This is a genomic window from Paenibacillus sp. LX16 (assembly GCF_036252815.1).
GTDB classification, from domain to species: Bacteria; Bacillota; Bacilli; order Paenibacillales; family Paenibacillaceae; genus Paenibacillus; species Paenibacillus polymyxa_B.
The window spans coordinates 2329976-2353359 of record NZ_CP141152.1 but is presented as its reverse complement, the minus strand read 5'-3'; the positions used below and the strand labels follow the sequence as shown (position 1 = coordinate 2353359).

18 protein-coding genes are annotated in these 23384 nt (G+C 46.7%); 2 read left to right on the top strand and 16 right to left on the bottom strand.

All coding sequences use genetic code 11. The features are described 5' to 3' along the window. Positions 1 to 5 precede the first annotated feature (5 nt). From T3H97_RS10855 to T3H97_RS10840, 4 genes are read right to left on the bottom strand one after another with little or no spacing between them, the layout of a single operon-like run. The gene (locus T3H97_RS10855; RefSeq protein WP_328802503.1) at positions 6 to 1481 is read right to left on the bottom strand and encodes a Na+/H+ antiporter subunit D; all 1476 of its coding nucleotides are present in this window, start codon (positions 1479 to 1481) and stop codon (positions 6 to 8) included. Beyond that, a complete protein-coding gene (locus T3H97_RS10850; protein WP_134902158.1) occupies positions 1478 to 1813 on the bottom strand; it encodes a Na(+)/H(+) antiporter subunit C in 336 nt (111 codons plus the stop codon). The genes T3H97_RS10855 and T3H97_RS10850 overlap by 4 nt, the downstream gene beginning before the upstream one ends. A gap of 1 nt (position 1814) precedes the next feature. Beyond that, positions 1815 to 4673, bottom strand: a complete 2859-nt coding sequence (locus T3H97_RS10845) for a Na+/H+ antiporter subunit A (RefSeq protein WP_328802502.1) — start codon at positions 4671 to 4673, stop codon at positions 1815 to 1817. A 48-nt stretch (positions 4674 to 4721) separates the two neighbouring features. Next, positions 4722 to 5003 carry a hypothetical protein gene (locus T3H97_RS10840; RefSeq protein ID WP_328802501.1) on the bottom strand — a complete coding sequence of 94 codons (282 nt, stop codon included), beginning with the start codon at positions 5001 to 5003 and terminating at the stop codon, positions 4722 to 4724. 287 nt (positions 5004 to 5290) lie between these two features. Here T3H97_RS10840 and T3H97_RS10835 point away from each other — a divergent pair, with 287 nt between their 5' ends. Beyond that, on the top strand, positions 5291 to 5458 hold the full coding sequence (locus T3H97_RS10835; RefSeq protein WP_328802500.1) for a hypothetical protein: 168 nt from the start codon (positions 5291 to 5293) through the stop codon (positions 5456 to 5458). Between the two features lie 239 nt (positions 5459 to 5697). Here T3H97_RS10835 and T3H97_RS10830 read toward each other — a convergent pair whose 3' ends face one another. The 6 genes from T3H97_RS10830 to T3H97_RS10805 form a co-directional block, all read right to left on the bottom strand. Beyond that, complete coding sequence (locus T3H97_RS10830) at positions 5698 to 6672, bottom strand: aldo/keto reductase (protein WP_023988341.1); 975 nt, start codon at positions 6670 to 6672, stop codon at positions 5698 to 5700. 407 nt (positions 6673 to 7079) lie between these two features. Beyond that, the gene (locus T3H97_RS10825; RefSeq protein WP_328802499.1) at positions 7080 to 9755 is read right to left on the bottom strand and encodes a YhgE/Pip domain-containing protein; all 2676 of its coding nucleotides are present in this window, start codon (positions 9753 to 9755) and stop codon (positions 7080 to 7082) included. Between the two features lie 289 nt (positions 9756 to 10044). Next, positions 10045 to 10596 (bottom strand): DUF2062 domain-containing protein, encoded by a 552-nt coding sequence (locus T3H97_RS10820; protein WP_028542387.1) that lies wholly within the window; start codon positions 10594 to 10596, stop codon positions 10045 to 10047. A gap of 189 nt (positions 10597 to 10785) precedes the next feature. Further along, positions 10786 to 13239 (bottom strand): glycogen/starch/alpha-glucan phosphorylase, encoded by a 2454-nt coding sequence (locus T3H97_RS10815; protein ID WP_328802498.1) that lies wholly within the window; start codon positions 13237 to 13239, stop codon positions 10786 to 10788. Between the two features lie 45 nt (positions 13240 to 13284). Further along, on the bottom strand, positions 13285 to 14388 hold the full coding sequence (glgD, locus tag T3H97_RS10810; protein WP_025722957.1) for a glucose-1-phosphate adenylyltransferase subunit GlgD: 1104 nt from the start codon (positions 14386 to 14388) through the stop codon (positions 13285 to 13287). Between the two features lie 23 nt (positions 14389 to 14411). Further along, entirely contained in the window at positions 14412 to 15557 is a 1146-nt protein-coding gene (locus T3H97_RS10805) for a glucose-1-phosphate adenylyltransferase (RefSeq protein WP_328802497.1), read from the bottom strand. Positions 15558 to 15813: 256 nt separating this feature from the next. Here T3H97_RS10805 and T3H97_RS10800 point away from each other — a divergent pair, with 256 nt between their 5' ends. After that, complete coding sequence (locus tag T3H97_RS10800; protein ID WP_179085945.1) at positions 15814 to 15951, top strand: hypothetical protein; 138 nt, start codon at positions 15814 to 15816, stop codon at positions 15949 to 15951. Between the two features lie 114 nt (positions 15952 to 16065). On the opposite strand, the gene T3H97_RS10795 is transcribed toward T3H97_RS10800, so the two are convergent. The 6 genes from T3H97_RS10795 to T3H97_RS10770 all read right to left on the bottom strand — a co-directional run bounded on the left by T3H97_RS10795 (position 16066) and on the right by T3H97_RS10770 (position 23317). Then, the gene (locus T3H97_RS10795; RefSeq protein WP_328802496.1) at positions 16066 to 16878 is read right to left on the bottom strand and encodes a DUF3891 family protein; all 813 of its coding nucleotides are present in this window, start codon (positions 16876 to 16878) and stop codon (positions 16066 to 16068) included. Positions 16879 to 17008: 130 nt separating this feature from the next. Then, positions 17009 to 17797, bottom strand: a complete 789-nt coding sequence (locus T3H97_RS10790; RefSeq protein ID WP_328802495.1) for a response regulator transcription factor — start codon at positions 17795 to 17797, stop codon at positions 17009 to 17011. Further along, the gene (locus T3H97_RS10785) at positions 17769 to 19733 is read right to left on the bottom strand and encodes a sensor histidine kinase (RefSeq protein ID WP_328802494.1); all 1965 of its coding nucleotides are present in this window, start codon (positions 19731 to 19733) and stop codon (positions 17769 to 17771) included. Before T3H97_RS10785 ends, T3H97_RS10790 begins: the two co-directional genes overlap by 29 nt. Before the next feature lie 46 nt (positions 19734 to 19779). Then, entirely contained in the window at positions 19780 to 21426 is a 1647-nt protein-coding gene (locus T3H97_RS10780) for a type 2 periplasmic-binding domain-containing protein (protein ID WP_328802493.1), read from the bottom strand. Between the two features lie 26 nt (positions 21427 to 21452). Then, a complete protein-coding gene (locus tag T3H97_RS10775) occupies positions 21453 to 22340 on the bottom strand; it encodes a carbohydrate ABC transporter permease (RefSeq protein ID WP_103047788.1) in 888 nt (295 codons plus the stop codon). Positions 22341 to 22354: 14 nt separating this feature from the next. After that, on the bottom strand, positions 22355 to 23317 hold the full coding sequence (locus T3H97_RS10770; protein WP_103047789.1) for an ABC transporter permease: 963 nt from the start codon (positions 23315 to 23317) through the stop codon (positions 22355 to 22357). Positions 23318 to 23384 lie beyond the last annotated feature (67 nt).

The window sequence follows — 23384 nt, the reverse complement described above, 5'->3', positions numbered from 1 at the left end:
TTCATCTACTCCTTTATTACAGCTTCGATGTATAGCGCGGGATGAGCTAGCACATCACCGGCTTGTGCAACATAGGAATAGACCCAATCCGCCCCGATGCCCATCAATATAACCAGGACGAGCAAACCGGCCGCCACAGCATTCACACTTTTTAGCCCTATCTTCGGCAAGTCGCCTTCGGGTTCATTCCCCCAAAATGCAAGCCTGAATACTTTGATCAGCGAATACAGTACAAGGAAACTCGAGCCTAGCCCAATCAAGGATAATGTCAGCATCCCGGCATCAAGTCCGCCCCGAGTGATCAACACTTTACCAGCAAACCCGCTAAGCGGCGGAATACCTACAAGTGCAAGGGCCAGTGTAAAGAACATCCAGCCGATTAAGGGATAGCGTTTGATGAGGCCCCCCATATCTTTTAATTGGTCCGTTCCCGCTGCAGTGATAATGATGCCCCCAAGAATAAACATTAATCCTTTCGCCAGCATATCGTGAAGCAAATAGAAAACCGCCCCATTCAATGCATCTGGTGTCGCTGCAGCCAGACCGAAGGCCACAAAACCTACACTGATAATGACGTTGTAATTAAAAATACGGGGAATATCATTATAAGCTACCGCTCCCAGTCCTCCCAGAATCATCGTAGCCGCCGCCATCCAGGCGATCCACGTATGCGTGAGTCCGGGATCATTCACAAAAATAAGAGTAAAGGTCCGAATGATTGCATACAGTCCCACTTTTGTCAGTAACGCACCGAACAAGGCTCTTATAGCAGACGGCGGCGAACTGTAAGAACCCGGCAGCCAGAAAAAGAGGAATAACCCCGCCTTCAATGCGAACACAATCAGGAACAGAACAGCGATCACATTGAGTACGCCGCCCTGCCCCGCTTCAGCAACCCGCTGAGACAAATGAGCCATATTCAGGGTGCCTACAGCCGCATATAGATAAGCAACTGCCGCCACAAAGAGTGTGGAAGACACAATGTTAATAAGCAAATATTTGGACGTTTCCCGAAGCTGGAGCTTCGTTCCCCCCAGTGAAATCAAGGCATAGGAGGAAATCAGCATAACCTCGAAGAAAACGAACAAATTGAACATATCTCCTGTAAGAAATGATCCATAGACACCTACAAGCAGGAAGTGAAAAAAGGTATAGTAATAAAAACGCTCCCGTTCTGCCCCTATACTGCGGAAGGAGTAGAGGAGAATACCCAAGCTTACCACTGAAGCGGTCAGCACAAGCAGAGCCGCAAACATGTCCCCCACGAACACAATGCCATACGGCGGCACCCATCCCCCCATTTGCAAAGTTTGTATACCCCCGCTATGAATGCGGTAAATCAGCACAAGAGCAATTATAATATTCAAAATGGCGCTAACTGTACTAATGAGCCGCTGAAGCAGAATCTTCTCCTTCAGAAAAATCAATATAACGGCGGTACACAAGGGAATTAAAATCGGTAGTGCCAAGAGATTGGTCATTGTTCTTCCCCCTTAACACTGTCGATTTCATCGGTGCCCAACGTCTGGTATGAGCGGTAAGCAAGCACGAAGAAAAAGGCAGTGACTCCAAAACTGATAACGATAGAGGTCAGAATTAACGCCTGCGGTAAAGGGTCCACATAAGTTTCCGCTTTACCTCCTAATACTGGAGCAGCTCCTGTCTTTAGTCCGGCCATCGTCAGTAGCAGCAGATGAACGCCATGTGTTAGCAAGGAAGTACCCAAAACAATACGAAGAAGACTCTTAGATAGAATCAGGTACACTCCAATTGTAAATAAAATACCGACTGCTACAGCCATAATCAGTTCCATTTCACTCATCCCCCCCTATGGTAAAAATAATACTCATGGTCACACCTACTACAGCCAGGTATACCCCCAGATCAAAGAGGACTGCTGTAGCCAGCTCGGTATCACCCATAATAGGCAGATCAAAGTGACCAAAAGCATGGCTGAGAAAAGGGGCTCCGAAAACAAACGAGCCAGCCGCAGTCAGAATTGCAATGAGCAGCCCCACCGCGGTGATCATGCGGTAATTCACCGGAAGGACTTTACGAACTGTGTCCATTCCGAAAGAGATCGCCATCAAAATAAGCGCAGCTGAAGTCATCAGCGCTCCGATAAAGCCACCTCCCGGGTTATTGTGTCCGGCAAAGAACAAATACATTGAGAAGGTGAGAATCACGATTATGATAACCTTGGACAGGGTTCGCAGGATCACATCATTACTCCGGAGCGGAAAGGCAATTCTTCCCCCCTTCTTATTTTTGTTGGCGGGTGAAATACCAGGCTCCATTTTCAAGTTAATCAAGGCATAAATGCCGAGGGATGCAATGGCCAGAACCATAATTTCGAATAAAGTATCGAATCCCCGGAAGTCAACGAGAATGACATTGACTACGTTTTTCCCCCCGGCCAAGGAATAGCTTTCTTTAAGGAAAAACTCCGAAATGGGAGCGAATGGACTACTGCCCATGGCTGCCAGCGCAATGAGTGTCATCGTAATTCCTACACCTACAGCGATAATCAAATTCGGCAATCTAAAGCTCAGACGCTCCTTCTCCTTCTTTAACTTTGGAAGATACTTAAAGCACAGAAGGAACAGAATGACGGATACTGTTTCCACGATCATTTGTGTTAACGCAAGATCCGGTGCGCGGAAGATAACAAACAGCAGGGTCACCATGTACCCGACTGCACCGGTGAACAAAATCGCGTTGACCCGCGACTTAGCAAAGGGTACGGCAAATGCTGCTAGAAGCATTACAACAACAATGACAGCCTCATAAAAGGCTAACGGAGCATAGTGGCTCATACCCAGCGATATCCCTTGCGTCCCAAGCATCACACTTCCCAAGGCAATGACGAAAAAGCCAAATATATAAAGCAAATAGTGTCTGTTTGATCCCGTCATATAGAGATTTGTGAAGCGGTTCGATCCACGCTCCAGCACTTGAAGAGATCCGTCATACAAGAGATTAAGAAAATTGCTACCGTTCCATCCCCGATCCAGAATCCGCAGTCGGCTGTATCTTCTATAGAGAAGTGTCCCGGCAGCGATAACACCCAGTGTCATGAATATCTCAGGTGTCCAACCATGCCAGAAATGAATGGAGACACCGAAGGTTTCCACTGGCGACAATAGCTCGTTATAAATCGAGCCCATAGCCGGCTCAATCAGAGAATAAGACAAGAGATCAGGAAATAAGCCGAATACCACAGCGAGTGAAACCAGCAGGACTGGGGAAATCAACAGACCCAGCGGCGCTTCATGCGGTATTTTATCGAGCTTCTCCGACTGGAGTTTACCAGTAAAAGTATCAAATACGAGAATCATACTGTAAACAAAAGTGAGTACACTGGCAATCCATGCAATCACCGGAATTAGAATCATCCACGACTGTGTATTCAGAACATCCAACTCTCGAATATTCAACACAGCGGTAAAGAACATTTCTTTACTCAGAAAACCGCTGAATGGTGGTAACCCTGCCATGGAGAAAGCCCCCATCAATGCCACAGAAAAGGTGACTGGCATTAAGGATATTAAACCGCCGAGCTTGCGCAGATCCCGAGTGTTCACCTCGTGGTCGACAATACCAACCACCATAAAAAGAGAGCCTTTAAAGACGGCATGGTTGATCAGATGAAAGATGGCCGCCGCAGTAGCCGTCGTATAGAATAACGACTCCTCTGTACCGAAAAAAAAGGCAGAAGCCGATCCCAGCCCGAGCAAACACATAATCAGACCGAGCTGACTAATGGTGGAATAGGCAAGCAGAGCTTTAAGATCTGTTTGTTTAATCGCTTTAAACGATCCATAAAAAAGTGTGACCAGACCGGAAAGTGAGACCAACCAGAACCATTCGGACTGTCCAGCGAATATGGGGCTAAGACGCGCCACAAGGTATATCCCCGCCTTAACCATTGTAGCTGAATGCAGATAAGCACTGACAGGTGTCGGTGCCTCCATGGCATCGGGTAGCCAGATGTGAAAAGGAAATTGTGCGGACTTAGTAAATGCCCCCAGTAGAATCAGCAGCATCGCCGGAACAAACAACGGGGACTCGGTCAATAAGCTGACTTGGGTTATAATCTCCCGAATGCTGTACGTTCCACTCATTACGTAGAGCAGATTGAACCCCGCGAACATCGCCAGCCCGCCAAAAACAGTGATTAGCATCGACTTCAACGCTCCATAACGGGATCTTTCCCGTCGGTGCCAAAAGGCGATCAGCAGGAATGACGTAATACTGGTTAACTCCCAGAATCCATATAGAACCATCAAATTGTCGGATAATACGACACCGAGCATTGCTCCCATAAACATGAGCAAATAGATGTAGAAATGGCGAATCGCTTCCGTCCGCTTATTAAGATAATAAATGGAATACAAGATCACCAGCGCACCCATTCCCGTAATCAGCAGAGCAAACAGCAGGCTAAGTCCATCCAAATGCAACGTAATATTAATCCCAAGCGAAGGCATCCAAGATATAGTTGACATCGTATCATTTCCAGCCTGAATGTCCGATATCCTTGTCAGGAAGTATAGGAAAAGAGCTGTGGGTACGGGCAATACTGTCCAACCTGTATGAGCGCGCGAAATGCCCTTGGTCAACGGGATTAGGACAGCCAGCAGAAATGGAATCAAAATTGCAGCATGCAACACAGTCGAGCACTCCCCCCTATATAAATTTATTTTTTTGTATATGAACTTCTAGGAATGCGGCTTTACCCATTCACTTTGCAGAATTCTCAAATACTGGGCTTCGCCATTTCTAACGATTTTGAATAGACCGCTGTTGAAATCAGTATCCAACTCACGAAAAAATATCCCTTTTATCGTATCTTCTCCACCAGGCTCTTCGCTCAGTACATAACTTCCATCCTGCTTCACCAAATAAGCGGAAGCCCCCTTCTCATGTGAGTGCTCTAAAAGCTCGGGGTAACGCTGTACAGCCACAATATGAAGATCAATAGGACCCAGCTGTTCAATCAAATCGTTGACAAAATTCGCTACCTCTTTGAATTAACCGCTGTCCATGCGGACCATAATGGACACACACCATAATGCTCTCATTGTTCATCTCCGCCAACATTTTCTCTGCCTCCTGTTTCCAATTTACGAAAAAACACAAAAAGAGCCCGCTGTTGGCAGGCTCCTCCGGGTAAACCAATATACAATTAGTTTTAATTATATAGTTTGCCGGAGAGATTGTAAAGGTAATCCTTTTGCGTATAGCACCTAGTATAAATGGAGAATCTTCATACAAAGGAGGGGTTCACATGTTGATGCGCAAAGTGATGATCTGCACGAATCTCTTTATCCTGTTGCTTGTCGTGGGTTGGAGACTTGAATATAATATTCATGAAAAAACAGTTAAGAGCAACCAAAAGTTTCAGCAAATGAAAGTTACAAATTCCGTTCAGCCATTTTTGCTGAACCTGTTCTAATAAGCATTCCCTTTCTCCCCCGGGAGTATGTACGAATAGTGCGAAAGATTAGCGAATAGTTGTTAGCTTTTCCGATTAGCTTTAATATGAACCCTTGATTATAGCCGTTTTGTCAACCACGATTTAGGATAGGACACTAGTATAAAAGCAGCAGATCAAGGAGACTATTCCCGATCTGCTGCTTTTTTGGCGATTATTTCTCACAAAGAATGATACTTTATGACGAGTACGAAGTATTATTACCAAGCGTAGGCTTCTGGCGCAGGTTTTCCCGGACCGGGGAAAATCTCATTTAGCTTGGCAAGCACATCTTCGCTCAATTTGACCTCAGGTACCCGTAGAGCATCCTCTAACTGTTCTAAGGTCCGTGGTCCGATAATTGGAGCCGTTACAGCCGGATGGGACAGTACCCAAGCCAATGCAATCACGTCTTCCTTTTCACCCAGCTCGCGGGACAATGCTGCAAATTGCTCCAGCTTCGCACGATTCTGCTCCACCTTTTCTTTGGCACGTGCGCTGCGAGAACCAGTACCTGCTAACGCATTCCGTCCCAGCAGTCCGCCCGCCAGCGGGCTCCATGGAATCACACCCAGACCCAGCTCCTGAGCTGCCGGTAATACTTCAAGCTCGGCGGAACGTTCGTTCAGGTTGTACAAATGCTGCTCCGATACAAGCCCCAGAAAACGCCGTGCCTTCGCTTCTGCCTGCGCCACCGCAATATGCCAGCCTGCAAAATTACTGGAACCGATATAATCAACCTGTCCCCGATCCACCACGGACTCGAATACACCCCACAGTTCATCCCATGACACATTTCGGTCAATGTGATGCATTTGATATAGCTCTACATGGTCGGTTTGAAGACGTTTCAGCGACGCGTCCAAATGACGGCGAATTTTGTAAGCAGACAAGCCTGATCCTGCATTGGGTCCGTCATGTTCATTTTTCATATCCCCGTATACCTTCGTCGCCAACACGACCTTCTCGCGTCTTCCGCCGCCCTGCTGGAACCAGCGTCCGATAATTTCCTCTGTCCAGCCTTTACGGTCATGGCCATATACATTAGCCGTATCAAAAAAGTTAATGCCCGCATCCAGCGCGGCATCCATAATTTTAAACGCATCCTTTTCTTCGGTTTCCGGTCCGAAATTCATTGTGCCCAGACATAACCGACTAACCTTCAAGCCTGACTTTCCTAAGTATGAATACTCCATACTGCCTCCCGCCTTTGCCTAAGGATTTTAAAATTCCGCATAATTACATACCAAAAAAGACCATACTCAGTTTATTCACCAGAACAAACCACTTTGAAACACCCCAAAATGCATTTTATAGGTTAGATAACGCATGCAAAAAAGCCCCCACACCATGCTGAAGCATTACATGCGGAGGCCATCCCCTTTGCACTACCCGTCGAATGTTAAAAGAAGTGACTTTCCGGTGGTTGCCAGCGAAGCGGAGAATTTGAATCTGGAGAAGCGAAGCGTTCGCCTTTGCCACGGGATTCTTACCTTTTCATGTCTATCTAATCCAAAGAATCCCGTGGCAACAGCGATCGTAAGATCAAATCCTACGCGGAGCGGCTCACTTCAACCACCGTAACTCACTCTCTTTTTAACAATCAAGGAATTAATTTCGTTTCTTTCGCTCTCTCGGCCATTTTTTTCGTATGCTTGCTGAGCGGCTTCTTAAACACCAATCCAAACAGGAAGCAAACACCGATAAATACAAACAGCATCACCACATCCCGTGTCACCGTTGAAGGCAACATCCCTCCTACTGTCTCTCGTAAAAGACTAACCGCATAGGTGAATGGTACAAACGGATTCAGCGCCTGAAAGAACGGTGTACTCGTCGCAATCGGGAACGTCCCTCCTGAACTGGAGAATTGAAGCACCAGTAGGATGACTGCCAGTCCCTTGCCGATATTGCCGAACACAGAAACTAGTGTATAGGTCATCGCCGTAAACACCAGACTGATCAGCATAGAGGACAGTACAAAGGCTACTTTGGCATCCACATACGCCCCGAGCAGGAACAAGTCACCGAGAGATACGCTCAGCGCCTGAAAAATACCAATCGTGGAAAATGTCATAAGCCGTCCGAAATACACTTGGTAGCTTTTAAATTGTCCTTCCGGGTCGTCCACATCTACCCTGAACATCGAGACCAGTAGCATCGCACCCACCCAAATCGACAATGTAGTGTAAAAAGGTGACATCGCCGAACCATAGTTGGGGATTGGGTATATCCGTTCCTGCTTCAACGATACCGGACTGCCGAGAAAATCACTTTCCTTTTTCACATCCCCCTTGAGCAATGCAATAGCGCGTCCGAGTGCATTTTCACCCTTAAGCTTGCGGATTGTGTCTGCGGCCTGACGTATGGAATCCTCGGCAGCTGGGAGATCGGTCCTTACAAAATTGGCTACTTGGTGTACCGCTTTTTCAGCCTCAGGAAATTTATTTTCAATTAAATCAGCCATTTTGACAAACTGTTGTTCCGCTTTGGGCAAATCATTACGCACAAAATCTGCTGCCTGATGAATTTTACTTTTAACCGCCGGCAAATCGTTATTTACAAAGTCTGCCGCTTTGTTCACAGCATTCGTAAATTCGCCCATACGTCCCTGAATCGTCGTCGCCGCTTCATGCAGCTTCTGACGGTATTGTGGCAGATCCTGCTGAAGACGTGTTAGCTCTTGCTGACCGAATTCTGCTGCAGCCTGTGCGTCATTTAATAGCTTTTCAATATTCGGTAGCTGCTCTTGAGCTGTAGTCAGCACATTGGCAGAATTGCGGGCAACGGATTTGATCTGATCCAGCGCTTTTTGAATAGCGGGTGCATACTCCGTATCATAATTGCCCAAAATGCTGTCAATTCCGCTACTGATTTCTCCTGCAAGGCGATCAGTGTCATCCAGCAAATTTTGCGCAGGCTTTTCGCCGCGCTGAATGGCATCCCCGATGCTAGTTACAGTGTTATTCAGACGACGGAAACGATCCTCTACCCCGCTCACACGGGAAATAAGTGAATCCAGAGGTTGACTTGGCAAATATCCGTTCACACGGTTCAGCAATTGAGAAATATGATCCAACACTCCCACAGCAGTTGTCAGCCTACCGCTGACACGATTCACCGCAGCTTGTGCTGCTTTAGGATCAAAATCCACACCACGAATGATGTCTGTAATTTGAGAAACTTCATTCGCAATTTGTTGTACCAGCTGTAAGTCTTCTTTAACTACAGTACCCACCGAATCAAGCGCACCCTCGTTTTTGTCCAGATATTCAAGTAAACCGGTTGTAAAGTCTTTGCCTGTGTCCGCTATCTTCTGTACTTCTGGCAGTGCCTTCTGGGCAGCATTAATAACTTTAAGAGCCGTTTGCGTGTCCTCTAAAGCGGTGGCCAGTGCGCTTTCTACCTTGCTGAAATTTTGATCCAGTTCAACAATTCGATCACCGGCCTTTTGAATATCAGGTAGTCTTTTTTGGATATCCAAAATAACAGTGGCTACCTTGTCCAGCTCAGGCATGTTTTTGTCAATTTTGAGCACCAGGTCACCGGCACGGTTAATTTCAGGAATCTTCTCCTTCAATGCAATAATCTTTTGTCCCTGTGCCTTTATTTTCGGCAGATTTTGCTCCAGCTCCAATGCCTGTTTGCCCAACCTTTCGATATCCGGCAATCGATTATTCAGCTCCAACACCCGATTCTCAATGTTACGAATCGTCGGAAGCTCCTCTTCCAACTTGACTCCAGCTTCCTTCAACTTTGTCAATACTGCCTGGCTGGCAGTTTCAATAAAGTTTTGGCTAATCTGGTTCGTCAGAGAGGTTGCCCCCGATGATGTAATTTTCGGAGCTACTGCATTAATTTTTTCATTTACGGCGTAATCAATTTCCGGCTTTTGCGGATTTTCTGTTAGCACACTCGTAATTTTCTCTGAAAAATCTTTCGGGATCAGCAGGCTGGCATAATAATCACCATCCAACACACCTTTTCGTGCTTCCGCTTCATTTACAAAAGTCCAACCCAGCTTCTTGTTATTTTGAAGGTTATGCAAAACCTCATCGCCGATATTAATCTTTTTACCATTCACTTCTGCACCCTGATCTTGGCTGGTTACTGCAATTTTAATCCCAGATGTATTCGCATACGGATCCCACATTGCTTTCAAATTCACCCATGCATAGACGGAAGGCAAAAGAATGATGCCAATGACTAATAAAGTCCCGGTCGATACTTTGAATACATTTCTCCAGTCTGTTAAGTAGATTTGCCATATCTTCCGCAACTTCATCACTCCTCGTATGTACATTAACCTGTCGTCCATTGTTGTATGCACACGTATTGTAAACGATTCGAGCGAATGAATTCAATCCTGTTACAAAATATGTAAAAAGCGTATGACACTTATAGAGATCATACGCTTTTCAATAAAATCAATCTGCTTAATTTCGAACTCCATTCGCGGGCATAGCCTCTAGGGAATAAAAGCATTCAAAAATAAAAGTTGCTTGCCCCAACTCAAAGAAGCCCCTTAGGCCTAATTTATAGGCTCAAGGAGCTTCTCATTCACTACATTATCCATTCTTCAGCAGTCTGGCCGCCGAAAATGCTGCACCATGACGCAACTTCCGCTTTTCCAACCGTTTGTGCAGCGAACGATTATACAGAACCTGAATGACAAAATACGAGATAATGCCCAGCACCACACCGAAAATCGACATGCCGATCAGGATGTGCAAGCCTCCGTGCAGCAAGTCTCTGAATACAGACCAGTTGCCGTGAAACAGCTCCATAAAAGAATGCTCGTGAAGTCGTCCGCCCCTGACATGTACCGGATAATGAGATGGATAAATCCAAGCTCCCACTTGCTTGGCGAATGGCATCAGTACAATTGGCAAAAAGGTCAGTTTACCTACAACGTTACCCACAATGGCCGCAGGCAGCGAGCCGCCAGAGAGACGAACAATCGGATAAAAAACAAGGTATACCAGAGAAGCCGTGGAAATCACGATCATCTCCAGCGCAAAGCCAATGGCGAAGCCCAAAGAAATCTTTTTAACTCCACCAGGGGCGCGCAACAGCTTGATGAAATTCAGCCGAATCGCACGCCATATATTTTGAAACATATTATATTTCTTCTTCGATTTATGAGGTTTGAGCCTTTTCGGATTGAGCTTTATCAATAGGAGGACTCCTTCAACAGTACTATTCAAGTTAGGAATGAGTCAATACAGCTCCCATCCTTACTTATGTCTATACTGTCATTATAACCCTCAGCGTTCGAAAAGCAATGTTATTCCGCCTGTTTCGCCGTTTTAGGACAGAATTCGCTTGTTGACATCGTTTTGGAGAGGTACAATGTCCCAAATCTCACCCGCGTACTGCTGAATCGTACAATCACTAGAGAATTTACCAGAATGCGCCATATTGACAATAGCACGTCGATTCCACTCCGAGGGATTCCGATACACCTGTTCAATATGAACCTGTGTATCCACATAGGCTGCGAAGTCCTTGAGCACAAAGTATTCATCATTATGATCAATCAGGGATTGATATATGGCCTCAAATTCCCGTTCATGCCGCGTAAAAGGAGCTTCGTTCACGAGTTGATCCAACACCTCACGCAGTCTTTCGTCACTGTTGGCTGTTTTGCGCGCCGAATACTGGCCGTCCCGGTAATATGCCTCGATCTGATCCACCTTCAATCCAAAAATGAACATGTTGGTATCGCCTACCATTTCATGCATTTCAACATTGGCTCCGTCTAATGTACCTATTGTGAGCGCACCGTTCATCATAAATTTCATGTTCCCTGTGCCTGAGGCTTCTTTGCCTGCCGTGGAAATCTGCTCACTGACATCCGCCGCAGGAATAATCAGCTCCGCCAGCGAGACCGAATAATTTTCAAGGAAAACGACTTTCAGCTTGTCCTTGACATCTACATCCCGATTGATCGTGTCCGCCACGTTGTTAATGAGCTTGATCGTCTGTTTGGCGAGAAAATAACCGGGGGCGGCTTTGGCTCCAAAAACAAACGTGCGTGGCGTCACATCCAGGCCAGGATTACTTTTAAGCTGACTGTATAGATGCATCACATGCAAAATGTTGAGCAGCTGTCGCTTATAACCATGCAACCGTTTGACCTGTACATCAAAAATGGAGGACGTATCCAGCCGCACGCCCTGTTTTGCAAAAACATGCTCTGCGAGCCTGACTTTATTATTTCGCTTAATCGCCTGTATCCGTTCTTTGAACGACTCGTCCCCACTGTAACGAAGCAGGTCGATGAGCTCCCTTGGACGGGTCCTCCAACGTGTGCCGATGGTCTCATCGTACAAGCTTGCCAGCTCCGGGTTGGCGTGTATTAGCCAGCGGCGATGGGCAATCCCGTTTGTTTTATTATTAAAACGGTCAGGGTACAGCTCGTGAAACGACTTCATCTCTCGTTCCTTTAATATTTGCGTATGCAGCGCAGCTACCCCATTAACGCTGTAGCTGCCGACGATTGCCAAGTGAGCCATACGGATTTGTTCACCGTGAATAATCGCCATTTCACCAATTTTGATGTCCTGACCCGGGTAACGCTCCAGTAGCATAGCGCAATAACGTTTGTTAATTTCTTCAATGATTAAGGAAATACGAGGAAGCAGCTCCCGTACCATATTGACAGGCCATTGTTCCAGCGCCTCACTTAATATCGTATGATTCGTATAAGAAACGGTTCGCGTCGTAATATCCCATGCATCGTCCCAGCCCAAGCCCTTCACGTCTATCAGAATACGCATCAGTTCCGGTATAACCAGCGTCGGATGTGTATCGTTAATGTGCAGTGCTATTTTATCGGGCAACTGGCTATAAGGTAAACGAAGCTTCTCGAACGTACGCAAAATACTTTGCAATCCGGCCGAGCACAGGAAATACTGCTGCTTCAAGCGAAGCAGCTTGCCCTCATAATTGGAGTCATCCGGATATAGAAATGCCGAGATGGACTCCACCGATCGATTGTAGTCGAGAAAGCGGTAATAACCGCCCTCGCCTCGAATCGGTCCTCGAACGGGATCAAGCGCTGATTCCGCACTCCAAATCCGCAGCGTATTCACCTGCGCATGACCATAGCCCACCAGCGGAATATCGTAAGGGACAGCCCAGACTGTTTCGGCATCCTGTGTCTCGAATACAAGACGTCCCTCCTGTTCACGGGTTTCCACTCTTCCCCAAAAATGAACCTCGACCTTTTTGTCAGGACGGCGTTCCTCCCAGACATTTCCTTTCTGTAGCCAGTAATCCGGCAGTTCAACCTGATTGCCATCCACAATACGCTGTTCAAACAGACCATATTTATATCGAATGCCGCAGCCATGTCCTGCATAGCCAAGGGATGCCAGCGAGTCCATGAAGCAAGCCGCCAGACGGCCAAGACCACCATTGCCTAGCCCCGCGTCCGCCTCCTGTTCTTCAATTTCCTCCAGATCCCAGCCCAGTTCACCCAATGCCTGCCGAACCATATCCAGTACGCCCAAATTCAGCAGATTACTGCCCAGTAGACGACCTATCAAAAATTCCAGTGAAAAATAATAAATCTGCTTCTCTTGTCCTTCTTTGTAGGCTTGGTTCGTTTCTGCCCAATTCTTGCCGACTTGTTCACGAATCATGCCACCCAAAACCTTATATACGTCTTCCGACTGAGCCTCCTGCATCGGTTTGCCCAGCCTTCCGACCAGTTGCTCTCGAAAAGCCTGCTTAAAAGCTTCTTTATTGCTGAACAAAGTTGTACCTCCTGTTATTTCCGTTTTAATGGCTAAGTATATCCTTTAAATTACGCTATTCTTGGCAATGACATAGGGCACTCTAATGTCGCCAATCAGAGTTCGATCTGGTGAAAGCTGTACATCTTTATCTAAAACCACATTCTCCACAACTGCCCCTTTACGGATGACACATTTTTGCATAATAATCGAGTTGCTTACCCGCGCGCCCTCCTCTACCCGCACTCCACGGAAAAGAATACTGTTCTCGACCTTGCCCCCAATGGTGCAGCCATTGGCAACAAGTGAATGATCCACCTCGGCGCTATGCGTATAACGGGTCGGGGCTTCATACTTGATTTTGGTATGCACCGGCTGATTCTGAAACAGTGCTTGATACTGCTGCTGATCCAGCAGCTTCATGCTATTTTTATAGTAGCTCTCGATAGAATTGATGACCGCGTGATAACCTTCATAACGATACGCATAAATGCGAAGTCCACTTGGGTTTTTCTGGATGGCATCGCGAAAGAAATGACTATCCTGATGGGCAATGCAATGCTTCACCTGATCCAGATACAAGCCTTTGTCCATTACGAACATTTCTAGATAAATATTATGATGATCCTGCTCCTGATGAATACCAGTCACTCGTCCGTTCTCATCAATCTCCAGTCGTGCACAAGGAGCATGCTCAGATTCGAGCTGGTCGATGGGTTTATATACGAGGGTAACATCTGCATTTTTCTCCCGATGATAACGGTATACATCCTCAATATCAACCTTATTGACATGCTGAGTTCCTGCGTGAACAATGGTTTGCCCCGATGAGCGATGGAAAAAGTCCAGATTGTTGTGCACATGCTGCAAATCCCCACGTGATGCATCCGTCGGATCATTCCAGTCCGGTGGCAAAATAAACAACCCGCCCCGTCTGCGGTCTAGATCCCAAGGACGGCCTTCACCCAGATGATCCAGCAGCGAACGGTATTTGCGGCGGATAAACAGTGCAATATCATGCACCCCTGCATGCATCATGTTGGATAAGGTAAAATCAATGAGCCGATATCGACTGGCAAAGGGAACTGCGGCCCCGCACCGAAAATAGGTCAATTCTTTCAACTGATCCAGTTCGTGATCTAGGTTGATAACTCCAATGAGTCGGCTCATAGCAGACACCGTCCTTATCCGGGTTAAATTCGTGCATGAAGCTGGCTTTCCTGATCGAACAAAATAATCTCAATAGAACTATCTTCAGGTCCGATAAACGCGTTGTCTTCAATAACGATGTTCTCATTCACGATAGCCCGGTGGATACGTACATTGCGCCCAATTTTTACGTTTGGCATGATGACAGAATCTGTAATAACGCTCCCTTCACCTACTTCGACCCCATAAAATAGTACAGAATGCCTTACTTCGCCATCCACCACGCAGCCTTCATTTACAATACTGTTTTTGAGAATCGCCCGTTGGGTTATATACTGGGCCGGTTGATTGGGACTGCGAGTATAGATGCGCCAGAAAGGATCGTTCAGATCCAAAGGCGGGTCCTGAACCAAAAGATCCATGTTGGACTCCCACAAGCTCTGAATGGTACCCACATCCTTCCAATACCCAGCAAACGGATACGCATACAGCGACCGGCCATGCTGAAGCAGCAACGGAATGATATCCTTGCCAAAATCATGTGAGGATTCAGAATCACTTGCGCTTTCCAGTAAATAGCGACGCAACACCTCCCATTTGAACAAATAAATACCCATGGAGGCCAATGTACTTTTCGGCTGTTCAGGCTTTTCCTCAAAGTCATATATTTTCAGATCATCGTCGGCGTTCAGTATCCCAAATCGTTGGGCTTCCTGAATCGTGACATTGATGACAGAAATGGTGCAGTCTGCTTCCTTCTCCTTGTGATAGTGGAGCATTCGACTGTAGTCCATTTTATAAATGTGATCCCCTGACAGAATGAGTACATGCTCTGGGTCATACTGATCCAAGAAATGCAGGTTTCGATAAATTGCATCTGCCGTGCCCCTGTACCAGTTGTTTCCATCTTCTTTCTCGTGCGGTGGTAAAACAAAAACTCCTCCATCCAGGCGATCCAAATCCCAGTCGCTCCCAACGCCGATATAGGAATGAAGCACCAACGGCTCATATTGGGTCAATACGCCTACGGTGTCTATACCAGAATGAGTGCAATTGCTGAGAGGGAAATCAATAATGCGGTAAGTCCCTCCAAAAAACACTGCCGGTTTGGCTAGTGTACGGGTAAGTCCTTTGAGTCTTTTGCCTTGTCCGCCGGCGAGCAGCATGGCAACCACTTCCTTCTTTCTCATAACAAAGACCTCCCTGTCATGTGCGTCTGAAGCCATTGTGGCGGGATATTTAATAATATCCATTAAACATGAAAAGACAGTCGTAATCGTTTCATTGGCGAAGGAACGGGTAAGATGTGATGGAGAAGGGTAAAATCATAGTTATGCGGAACGAGTGCAAGGAATCACTAAATCGTAAAATCCCGTTCATCTTTTCACATTTTGGATACTTTTAAGCATTTGTGTATGACAACATGATCATAAGGAGGCGTTATTCATGAAGAATAAAAAATGGGTGGTAGCAGCATTGGGAATGGGTGTTACGTATCTGATGAAAAATAAAGGGGCACGCGATAAGGTATTGAATAAGGTACAGACTATTGTCAATCGTGCGAAAATATCTGCAAAATCGTAAAATGTTAAAGCTAGAAAAAAAGAGCCTCTCTGAATCATGGTTCAGGGAGGCTTTGCTCTGACTTTTTTCTGCGTCTACGAACAAAATATTGTTCGAGGCTGTATCCGTAGACGGTCAGGCATTCTCCTTATGTTCTTCTACTTCCATGATATGTTCAACGGTAAAGGTTCGATGCGTCCATTCGGAAGAACGGTAAGCCTCTAGGAGACCCAAGGTACGAATTTTCTCCTTGTCCACCATCTTAAAGGTATGAGTAATCCCTACCTTGCCCCTGAAAGGAAAAAAGGATAGACCTACAGTCTGATCCGACAGCCACTCGGCCCAAACTCGCCCGCTTTCATGTCGAACAGCCGGGAAGCTCAAACCTTCAGCAAACCATTCATAATCTGCTGTAGGCGTACCCGGCTCTCGACTGCACAAAAACAGACTCAATTCGTCGCAAAACAACATTCTCCGTACATCCGTCCGCACTTGATGGTCGAAGGTTACGCCACATGCCAGCTCCTGTTTGAGCCTCTGACGACGCTGTGCCTCCGCTTCCTGATAAGCGTGCGTAATTTGCTTGTCCTGAGCGTTTTGATGCTCGGTCCGTCCGACTAGCTCCTTGTACATCAAGCTACACAGCAACGCCGCATACGTATTACTTTGTTCGACTTCATCAATCCCAAGACGATAGAAAACAAAACGCGGATTGAGCGGAAAATCAATAAATGTATAAGGTGCAGACAAATGATCATTCCAGAAAGGAGCAGCGTCTAACTGTATCCAACCCCGATCATGCTCCCTTGCTGCATATACAAAATCCTGCTTGTGACGTCTATTCTTGAAGGCACTCTCTTCCCATTGTGAAGCCAACTCACCCGAAATATGGGCATGGTCATGCTGCGTTGTCATGATATAAGCTTGGTCCGTTTCATAAATAACCATATGCTCTCCCCTTCCGTTCGGCGATTCGTGTGATTGTGTACAAACTCTCTGACGAAGGCCATGGTTATGCTTACGTTTATTATATCAGGATAAGGGTAAAAAGGCAGGCAAGTTTTCCGCCTCTTTATAACTAATTACCCTTTTGATTCTGCACTCGAAACTGCTGCGGGGTCATCCCCTCTAGCTCACGAAACACTTTGTTAAAGTGCTTTGCGTTGTCAAAACCCACGTTAGCCGCAATTTCATAAATCTTGCCCCCTTGACACTCCAGCAGCTTTTTGGCTTCTGCAATGCGCAGCCTTTTTACATATTGAACAAAGCTAAGGCCTGTATAGGCTTTGAAAGCCTGACTAAAATACGTATAATTCAAGGATACTGAATTGGATACTACTGCCATATTTAAATCCTCGCTGTAATGAGCATGGATGTATTGGATAGCACGTGTCATGCTACCGTTTCTATCGGCGATGACACTCGCACCAGCCAGTCTATCTTTCTCTACGCTGACAACATTATCGTATGTGAGGTGGTTTCTTTGCTTCAATTCCTCGTTCAAAACTGCCAGCGCACCGAACAGTTCCTCCCTTACGATAGGCTTGAGCAAATACTCCCGTGCCCCGCAGCGAATCGCTTCGCGCGCATACTGGAACTCGTCATATCCACTGAGAATGATCACCAAAGGTCTGCGTTCCGGCTCCAGCTCGCGAATATGCTGCATCAGCATAATGCCATCCATAACAGGCATACGGATATCCGTTATCACCAACTCGGGCAAAAACTGCTTCACATGCTGCCAGGCTTCCCTTCCGTCCTTGACCAGTACACATTCATAGAGACTGGAAAATTCCCGTTCGATCATGGCTTGAAGTCCCATTCGAATATTTTTCTCGTCATCCGCAATCAACAGCTTGGTCGTCATGGTCCGCCCCCCTCATCATGTAACGTCTAGGCAAAATTAGGGTCACTGTCGTCGATTGTCCGGGGATGCTGTCCAGTCTTATGCCATACTCTTCGCCATACTGCATACTTAAACGGCGATGCACATTATACAAACCGATTCCCCCATTCATCCCGGGCTCGTGGGAATCCATATCCGTTCGCGCTAGACCAGCCATGATGGCGTTTCTTCTTTCTTCAGATATCCCCACTCCGTTATCCTGTATACGCAATTCTATGATATCCTGCTTAGAGCAGGCTTCAATCGTGATGCTGAATGGGCTTTGCAATGTACTCCAACCGTGCTTGATAGCATTTTCGACTACAGGCTGCAGCGACATTTTCAGCATCTCCAGTTCCATAAACGCCGACGATAGATGAATTTCCAATCCAATTTGGTTATCGTGGCGAATGTTCATGATGGCCACATAATGCTGGATATGGCGGATTTCATCCCGCAACGCAACACACGACCCGGACCATTGGAGATTATAACGCATCATCGAGCCAAGGGAGGTAAGGGCGTCCGACAGTGGATACTGTCGTTCTATCTCCGCCATCATTTTTAAATTTTCCAATGTATTATAGAGAAAATGGGAATCAATCTGATGCTTGAGCGCTAGCAGTTCAGCCTCCTGAGCAGCGGCCTGCTTGTGTACTGCCTCGGCAATGAGTCCGTTAATCCGACTCAGCAGACTACGAAAATATAGAGCCAGCTCAGCCACTTCTCCCTGCCCATATACTGGAATTCTAAGCTGAAAGTCACCCTCCTGCTCTACTTTTTTCATGGATTCACGCAGTGTATGTAGCTGCTTGAGAATGAAGGCATGCAGGGTATAAGAAATGACGGACATAAACAAAATCAGCATACAAATAATGAGTAGCATGGCATTGCGTTTCTGACGGAGATCACCCAGCGGACCGTCCAGCGCCACCACATTTAGCAAATAGGCGTCCAACCCTTCTATATAACGGTACATACCGAGATAAGGCTTATTCTCATAGGAAAAATCAAAAACACCACCCGGTCCCTTAACACGGGACTGAAACAGATGGTGCACATGGGACAGAGGGATCGAAAGTGAATCTGATTGAGAGGAAGCTGTAGCTATATTGGTAGAAGACATTGGTTTGTCAGCGTTCCGTGAGCTGGAATCGTCGCCGTCCAGAATGAACATTTGCCATGCGCGATCACGTTGTGGGATTCCAAATACTCGAGGTGAAAATAGCTCCAGCCTCATATTTGTTTCTACCAACCCTGCGTGTCTTCCTCCGGTAGACTGAATTTCACGCAGCAGTGCCATATACTGCACTGTCTCACTTTCCTGCCGGGATTGCCCCAGAAGTAAGCTTTTGGGCCCCTTGTACATTTCCCACCATATTTTCCCTTGTCGGAGTTGGGCCGTTTTCAGCCAGGAAGCCTTAGGCAATCGTGATTCATTAAAAATCATCGGCCATATTTCATGCGCCTGGGGATTATTCGTATACAGTCGAATGTTCTCTACATTGGGATTACTGTACAGCAAGTGCTGTAAATTTGGAAACACATTCAAGTTGAATTGGACTAGCTCATCGCTGCTTATTTCACGTTCCTCGGTCAGATAACGAAGTACGTTGCGATCTGAGATCGCAAGCTGTGCGGTCCGCTCCATAATTTCCATATTGCTGTGAATATGGGCCAGCTCTGTATCCAACACATACTGATTTTGTACGGTGATGTCTTGCATGGTATTCTCGTACAGTTGGTGAAAGGTATATAGCGAGAATAATACCACCGGGATTAAAATGACGCCGATATACGCGACAATGAGCTTAACTTGAAGGGAGCAGCCGCCAAGCCGATCGGCCGTACCCTTCATCCACTGCCATATCGTGTGGCGCAGCAGGCTCTTCATCTGTGAACGTGCACGGCCTGGCATGTAATCACATCCTTAGGGGTTCAATAGATTAAGTCATTGAATTAAATCATTTGGTGAACTGTTCAATTTTCTTAAGGTTTTCCTCATATGCTTTTTGCTGATAGGCCATAACTTTGTCATATCCTGCTTTTCTGCGGTCTTCCAAAAAGCGAGCAAACAGCTGGTCGAATTCCTCATCTGAGGAAGCCAGCAGCAGCTTCGGTAATGCCTTGCCCCAAATTTTATCTATCTGGCCTGACGCAATGCCCTCTGCCGAAGTTCCGGTCGGTTTGATGTTGTCGTATTGGGAGAAGCCTTTCGTCTTGCCTTTCGTCCAATCCTCTGGCTGCTTATACGGCTCGACGCTGGGCGGCGCCCACTGCAAATTCATATTCGTATCCATCAGCATCCAGAAGGTGAAGGAGGCGCCATATTTTTTATCAAAAGCAGAACGATCCTTGTTCAGCAGCTCCTGCACCTCCGGCTTGAAGGCTGGCTTACCGTTAACCATGTCCCACAGCTTGCCTTGCTCTCCCAGATACAGGTCGCGATTTCCTTCCTCGCTAATCAGATAAGTCAGAAATTCAATAGCCCGCTCCTTGTCTTTGACATCCTTCGAAATAAGCGTCACCGTCCAACCGGAAATACCCGGCCCGGCCAGCGTCGGCGGGTCCAGCTTACTGTTCGAAGGTCCATCCACCGCGATATAGACGGAGTTCGGGTCCTTCGCATATAACATTACCTGTTGCGTGGCAAAGTCGGAACGCTGATATAACATGGCAAAATATCGGCCCTGTGCCACCTTTTCCTCCATTTGCGGACGTTTGTCGATAAATACGTCCTTGGCGATCAGGCCCTGCTCATTGGCTTGACGGAATGTTTTGAGCCAGCGAATATACTCTTCGTCCGAACGACGATCGTATAGCTTGCCGTCCTTTTCATGAGGAATGGCTAGGAAATTGAGTAAATAGTCTTCAAAAGAATAATTTCCGTTATCTGTAAATTCATGAAATCCTATCGGGATAAGAGGCTGACCGTTCACCTCCGGAAATTTCTCTTTCACTTTTTGAAGCGCTTTCAAAAATCCTTCCGGTGTTCTCATATCCGGCTTGCCGATCGCCTCGTACATATCCTTCCGAACCATAAACGTCTGGTTGGAAACAAAATTTTGGCCGTATTTTTGATAATCCTGTGGTGAAGAAGAAGCGTTAGGATACCCGTATACATTCCCGTCCGTTTGGCGATACCAGGACATTTTCGCCGGATCAGCTATTTTAATCAGATATGGATCGTATTTCTCGGCCAGCTTGTTGAGCGGAAGCACCATCTTGCCCTCAATCATTTTTTTGACCGCGTCCTCTCCCCAACCAAGCGTGACAAAATCAGGCAGCTTGCCGGAGGCCAGCATGGTGTTGAGCTTTTCATTTTCATTTCCTGCGGGTACGATAAAATTGACGCTGACCCCGGTCTTTTGCGTAACATACTTCGAGGTCATATCCGTCCCCCACTTGTTCGGGAACCAGGAAAAGTTCAAATACCAGTCAAACGTAATCGGCTCCATATCCGCCTTCCATCCCGGTGCATCTGCCGTAGCCTTGGTCTTCTCGTCCTGTAATTCCGTGACAGTACCGCCTCCACCGGACGTACATGCCGCGAGCAAACCCACCAGCAGAACAGAAGCCAACAGCCCCTTCTGCCATTTGCGAATGTTCATTATAAATCTCCCCCTTGGATGATGTGCTATCCCTTAATCGAGCCGATCATCAGACCCTTGACGAAATATTTTTGCAGAAAAGGATATACCAGTACAATGGGCAGCGTCGTCACAACCATCGTCGCCAGCTTGATCGATTGCGAAGTGACGGACTGGGCAACGACCCCCGGTGCAGCAGCCATCATCTGATTAGAGCTGGATTGAGCAACAACCCGGTACAAATACGTTTGAATCGGCTGAAGATCCGTATTATTAATATAGATCATTCCAGTAAAATAATCGTTCCACTGGTATACTCCATGAAACAACGCAATCGTCGCTACTACCGGCATAGAAACAGGAAGCACGATCCGGCAAAAGATACCGAAATCGTTCGCACCGTCTATTTTCGCCGCCTCTTCCAATGCATCCGGCAGTTCTCGGAAAAAAGCCATAAAAATAATGAGGTCAAAAAAGCTGAACATCGCAGGAATGATGTACACCCAAAAGCTGTCCAGCAGTCCGAGATCACGAATCAGCAAGTACGTTGGAATCAATCCCCCACCGAAAAACAGGGTAATGGTGCCAATCAGCATATACAGCTTGCGGCCGATCAGCTCCCTACGGGAATATGCATATGCAATCATGGCGGTAAAAAACACATGAACAATCGTGCCGATTAGCGTCTTGGCAATAGTCACCCCCATCGCGGTCATAATACCGTTGTTGGCAAACACAGCCTGATAGCTGCCCAGACTGAAGACCCTCGGCCACCAGTAAATGCCGCCCCGCATAGCGTCTGCTCCTTCGTTAAAGGAGTTCACCAGCACATACCACACCGGATACAACGTCACAAAACAAATGATCAGCATGAAGACGTTGTTCACGAAATCGAATATCGCTTCGCCTGCTGTTCTGCGTTGCAATAGCTGCATGCAGCCGTCCTCCTTCAAAATAGGGATGTATTATTCACCCGCTTGGTCACCGAATTGGCAATTAGCAGCAAAATGAGAGCAAGAACCGATTTCAGCAAACCCACCGCAGTAGAATACGAGAAGCGGCCCTGCTGAATACCCACCTGATATACATAAATATCAACTACATTACTTGCACTTTCATTCAGCGAGTTGCGCAGGACGAGAATTTGATCAAAGTTGGAGTTTAATATGCCGCTGACCGCCAAAATAAATAAAATGGATATTGTCCCCTTGATAGCGGGTAGTGTGACGTACCACATTTTCTGAAACCGTCCGGCTCCGTCAATGGTGGCCGCTTCGTACATGTCCGTAGATACGCCCGCCATGGCTGCCAAATAGATAATGGCTGACCACCCAAGCTCCTTCCAAATATCCGAGCTAACGACGATAGCCCAAAAATAGCTCGGCTCTGCCAAATAACTGATTGGCTGGTCAATCCACCCCCAGGCCAGCAACAGTTGATTGATCATCCCGGTATCTGCCAGCCACGTTGTTAAGATCCCGCCAAGAATGACCCAAGATAAAAAGTGAGGAAGGTACGAAATGGTCTGAATAGATTTTTTGAACCGAGTAGATCGTATTTCATTTAGGAACAGAGCAAATACAATAGGCAACGGGAACCCGATCGCCAGCTTAAGCAAGCTGATGCCCAGTGTGTTTTTGACAATGTACCAAAAGTTATCATCCTCCAAAAAGGCCCGAAAATGCTCTAATCCCGCCCAAGGCGCGCTTGATAGGGTACCAATGATGTCAAAATGTTTGAAAGCAATCAATATCCCGTACATCGGAATGTAATGAAAAATAATCATCCAAACCACCCCAAGCAGCGCCATAGTCTGCAAATGTCTTTGTTGAACCCATTTGCGCGCTAGTGATGCTCCTCTACGCGATCGAATCGGCGGCTGTGGCTGCGGATTCTTCCATCCTGTACTCATACGAAGACCTCCCTTCTTTGTAATGTAAGCACTTACATTTATTATTTTAGAGGCTTTTACTTCGAAT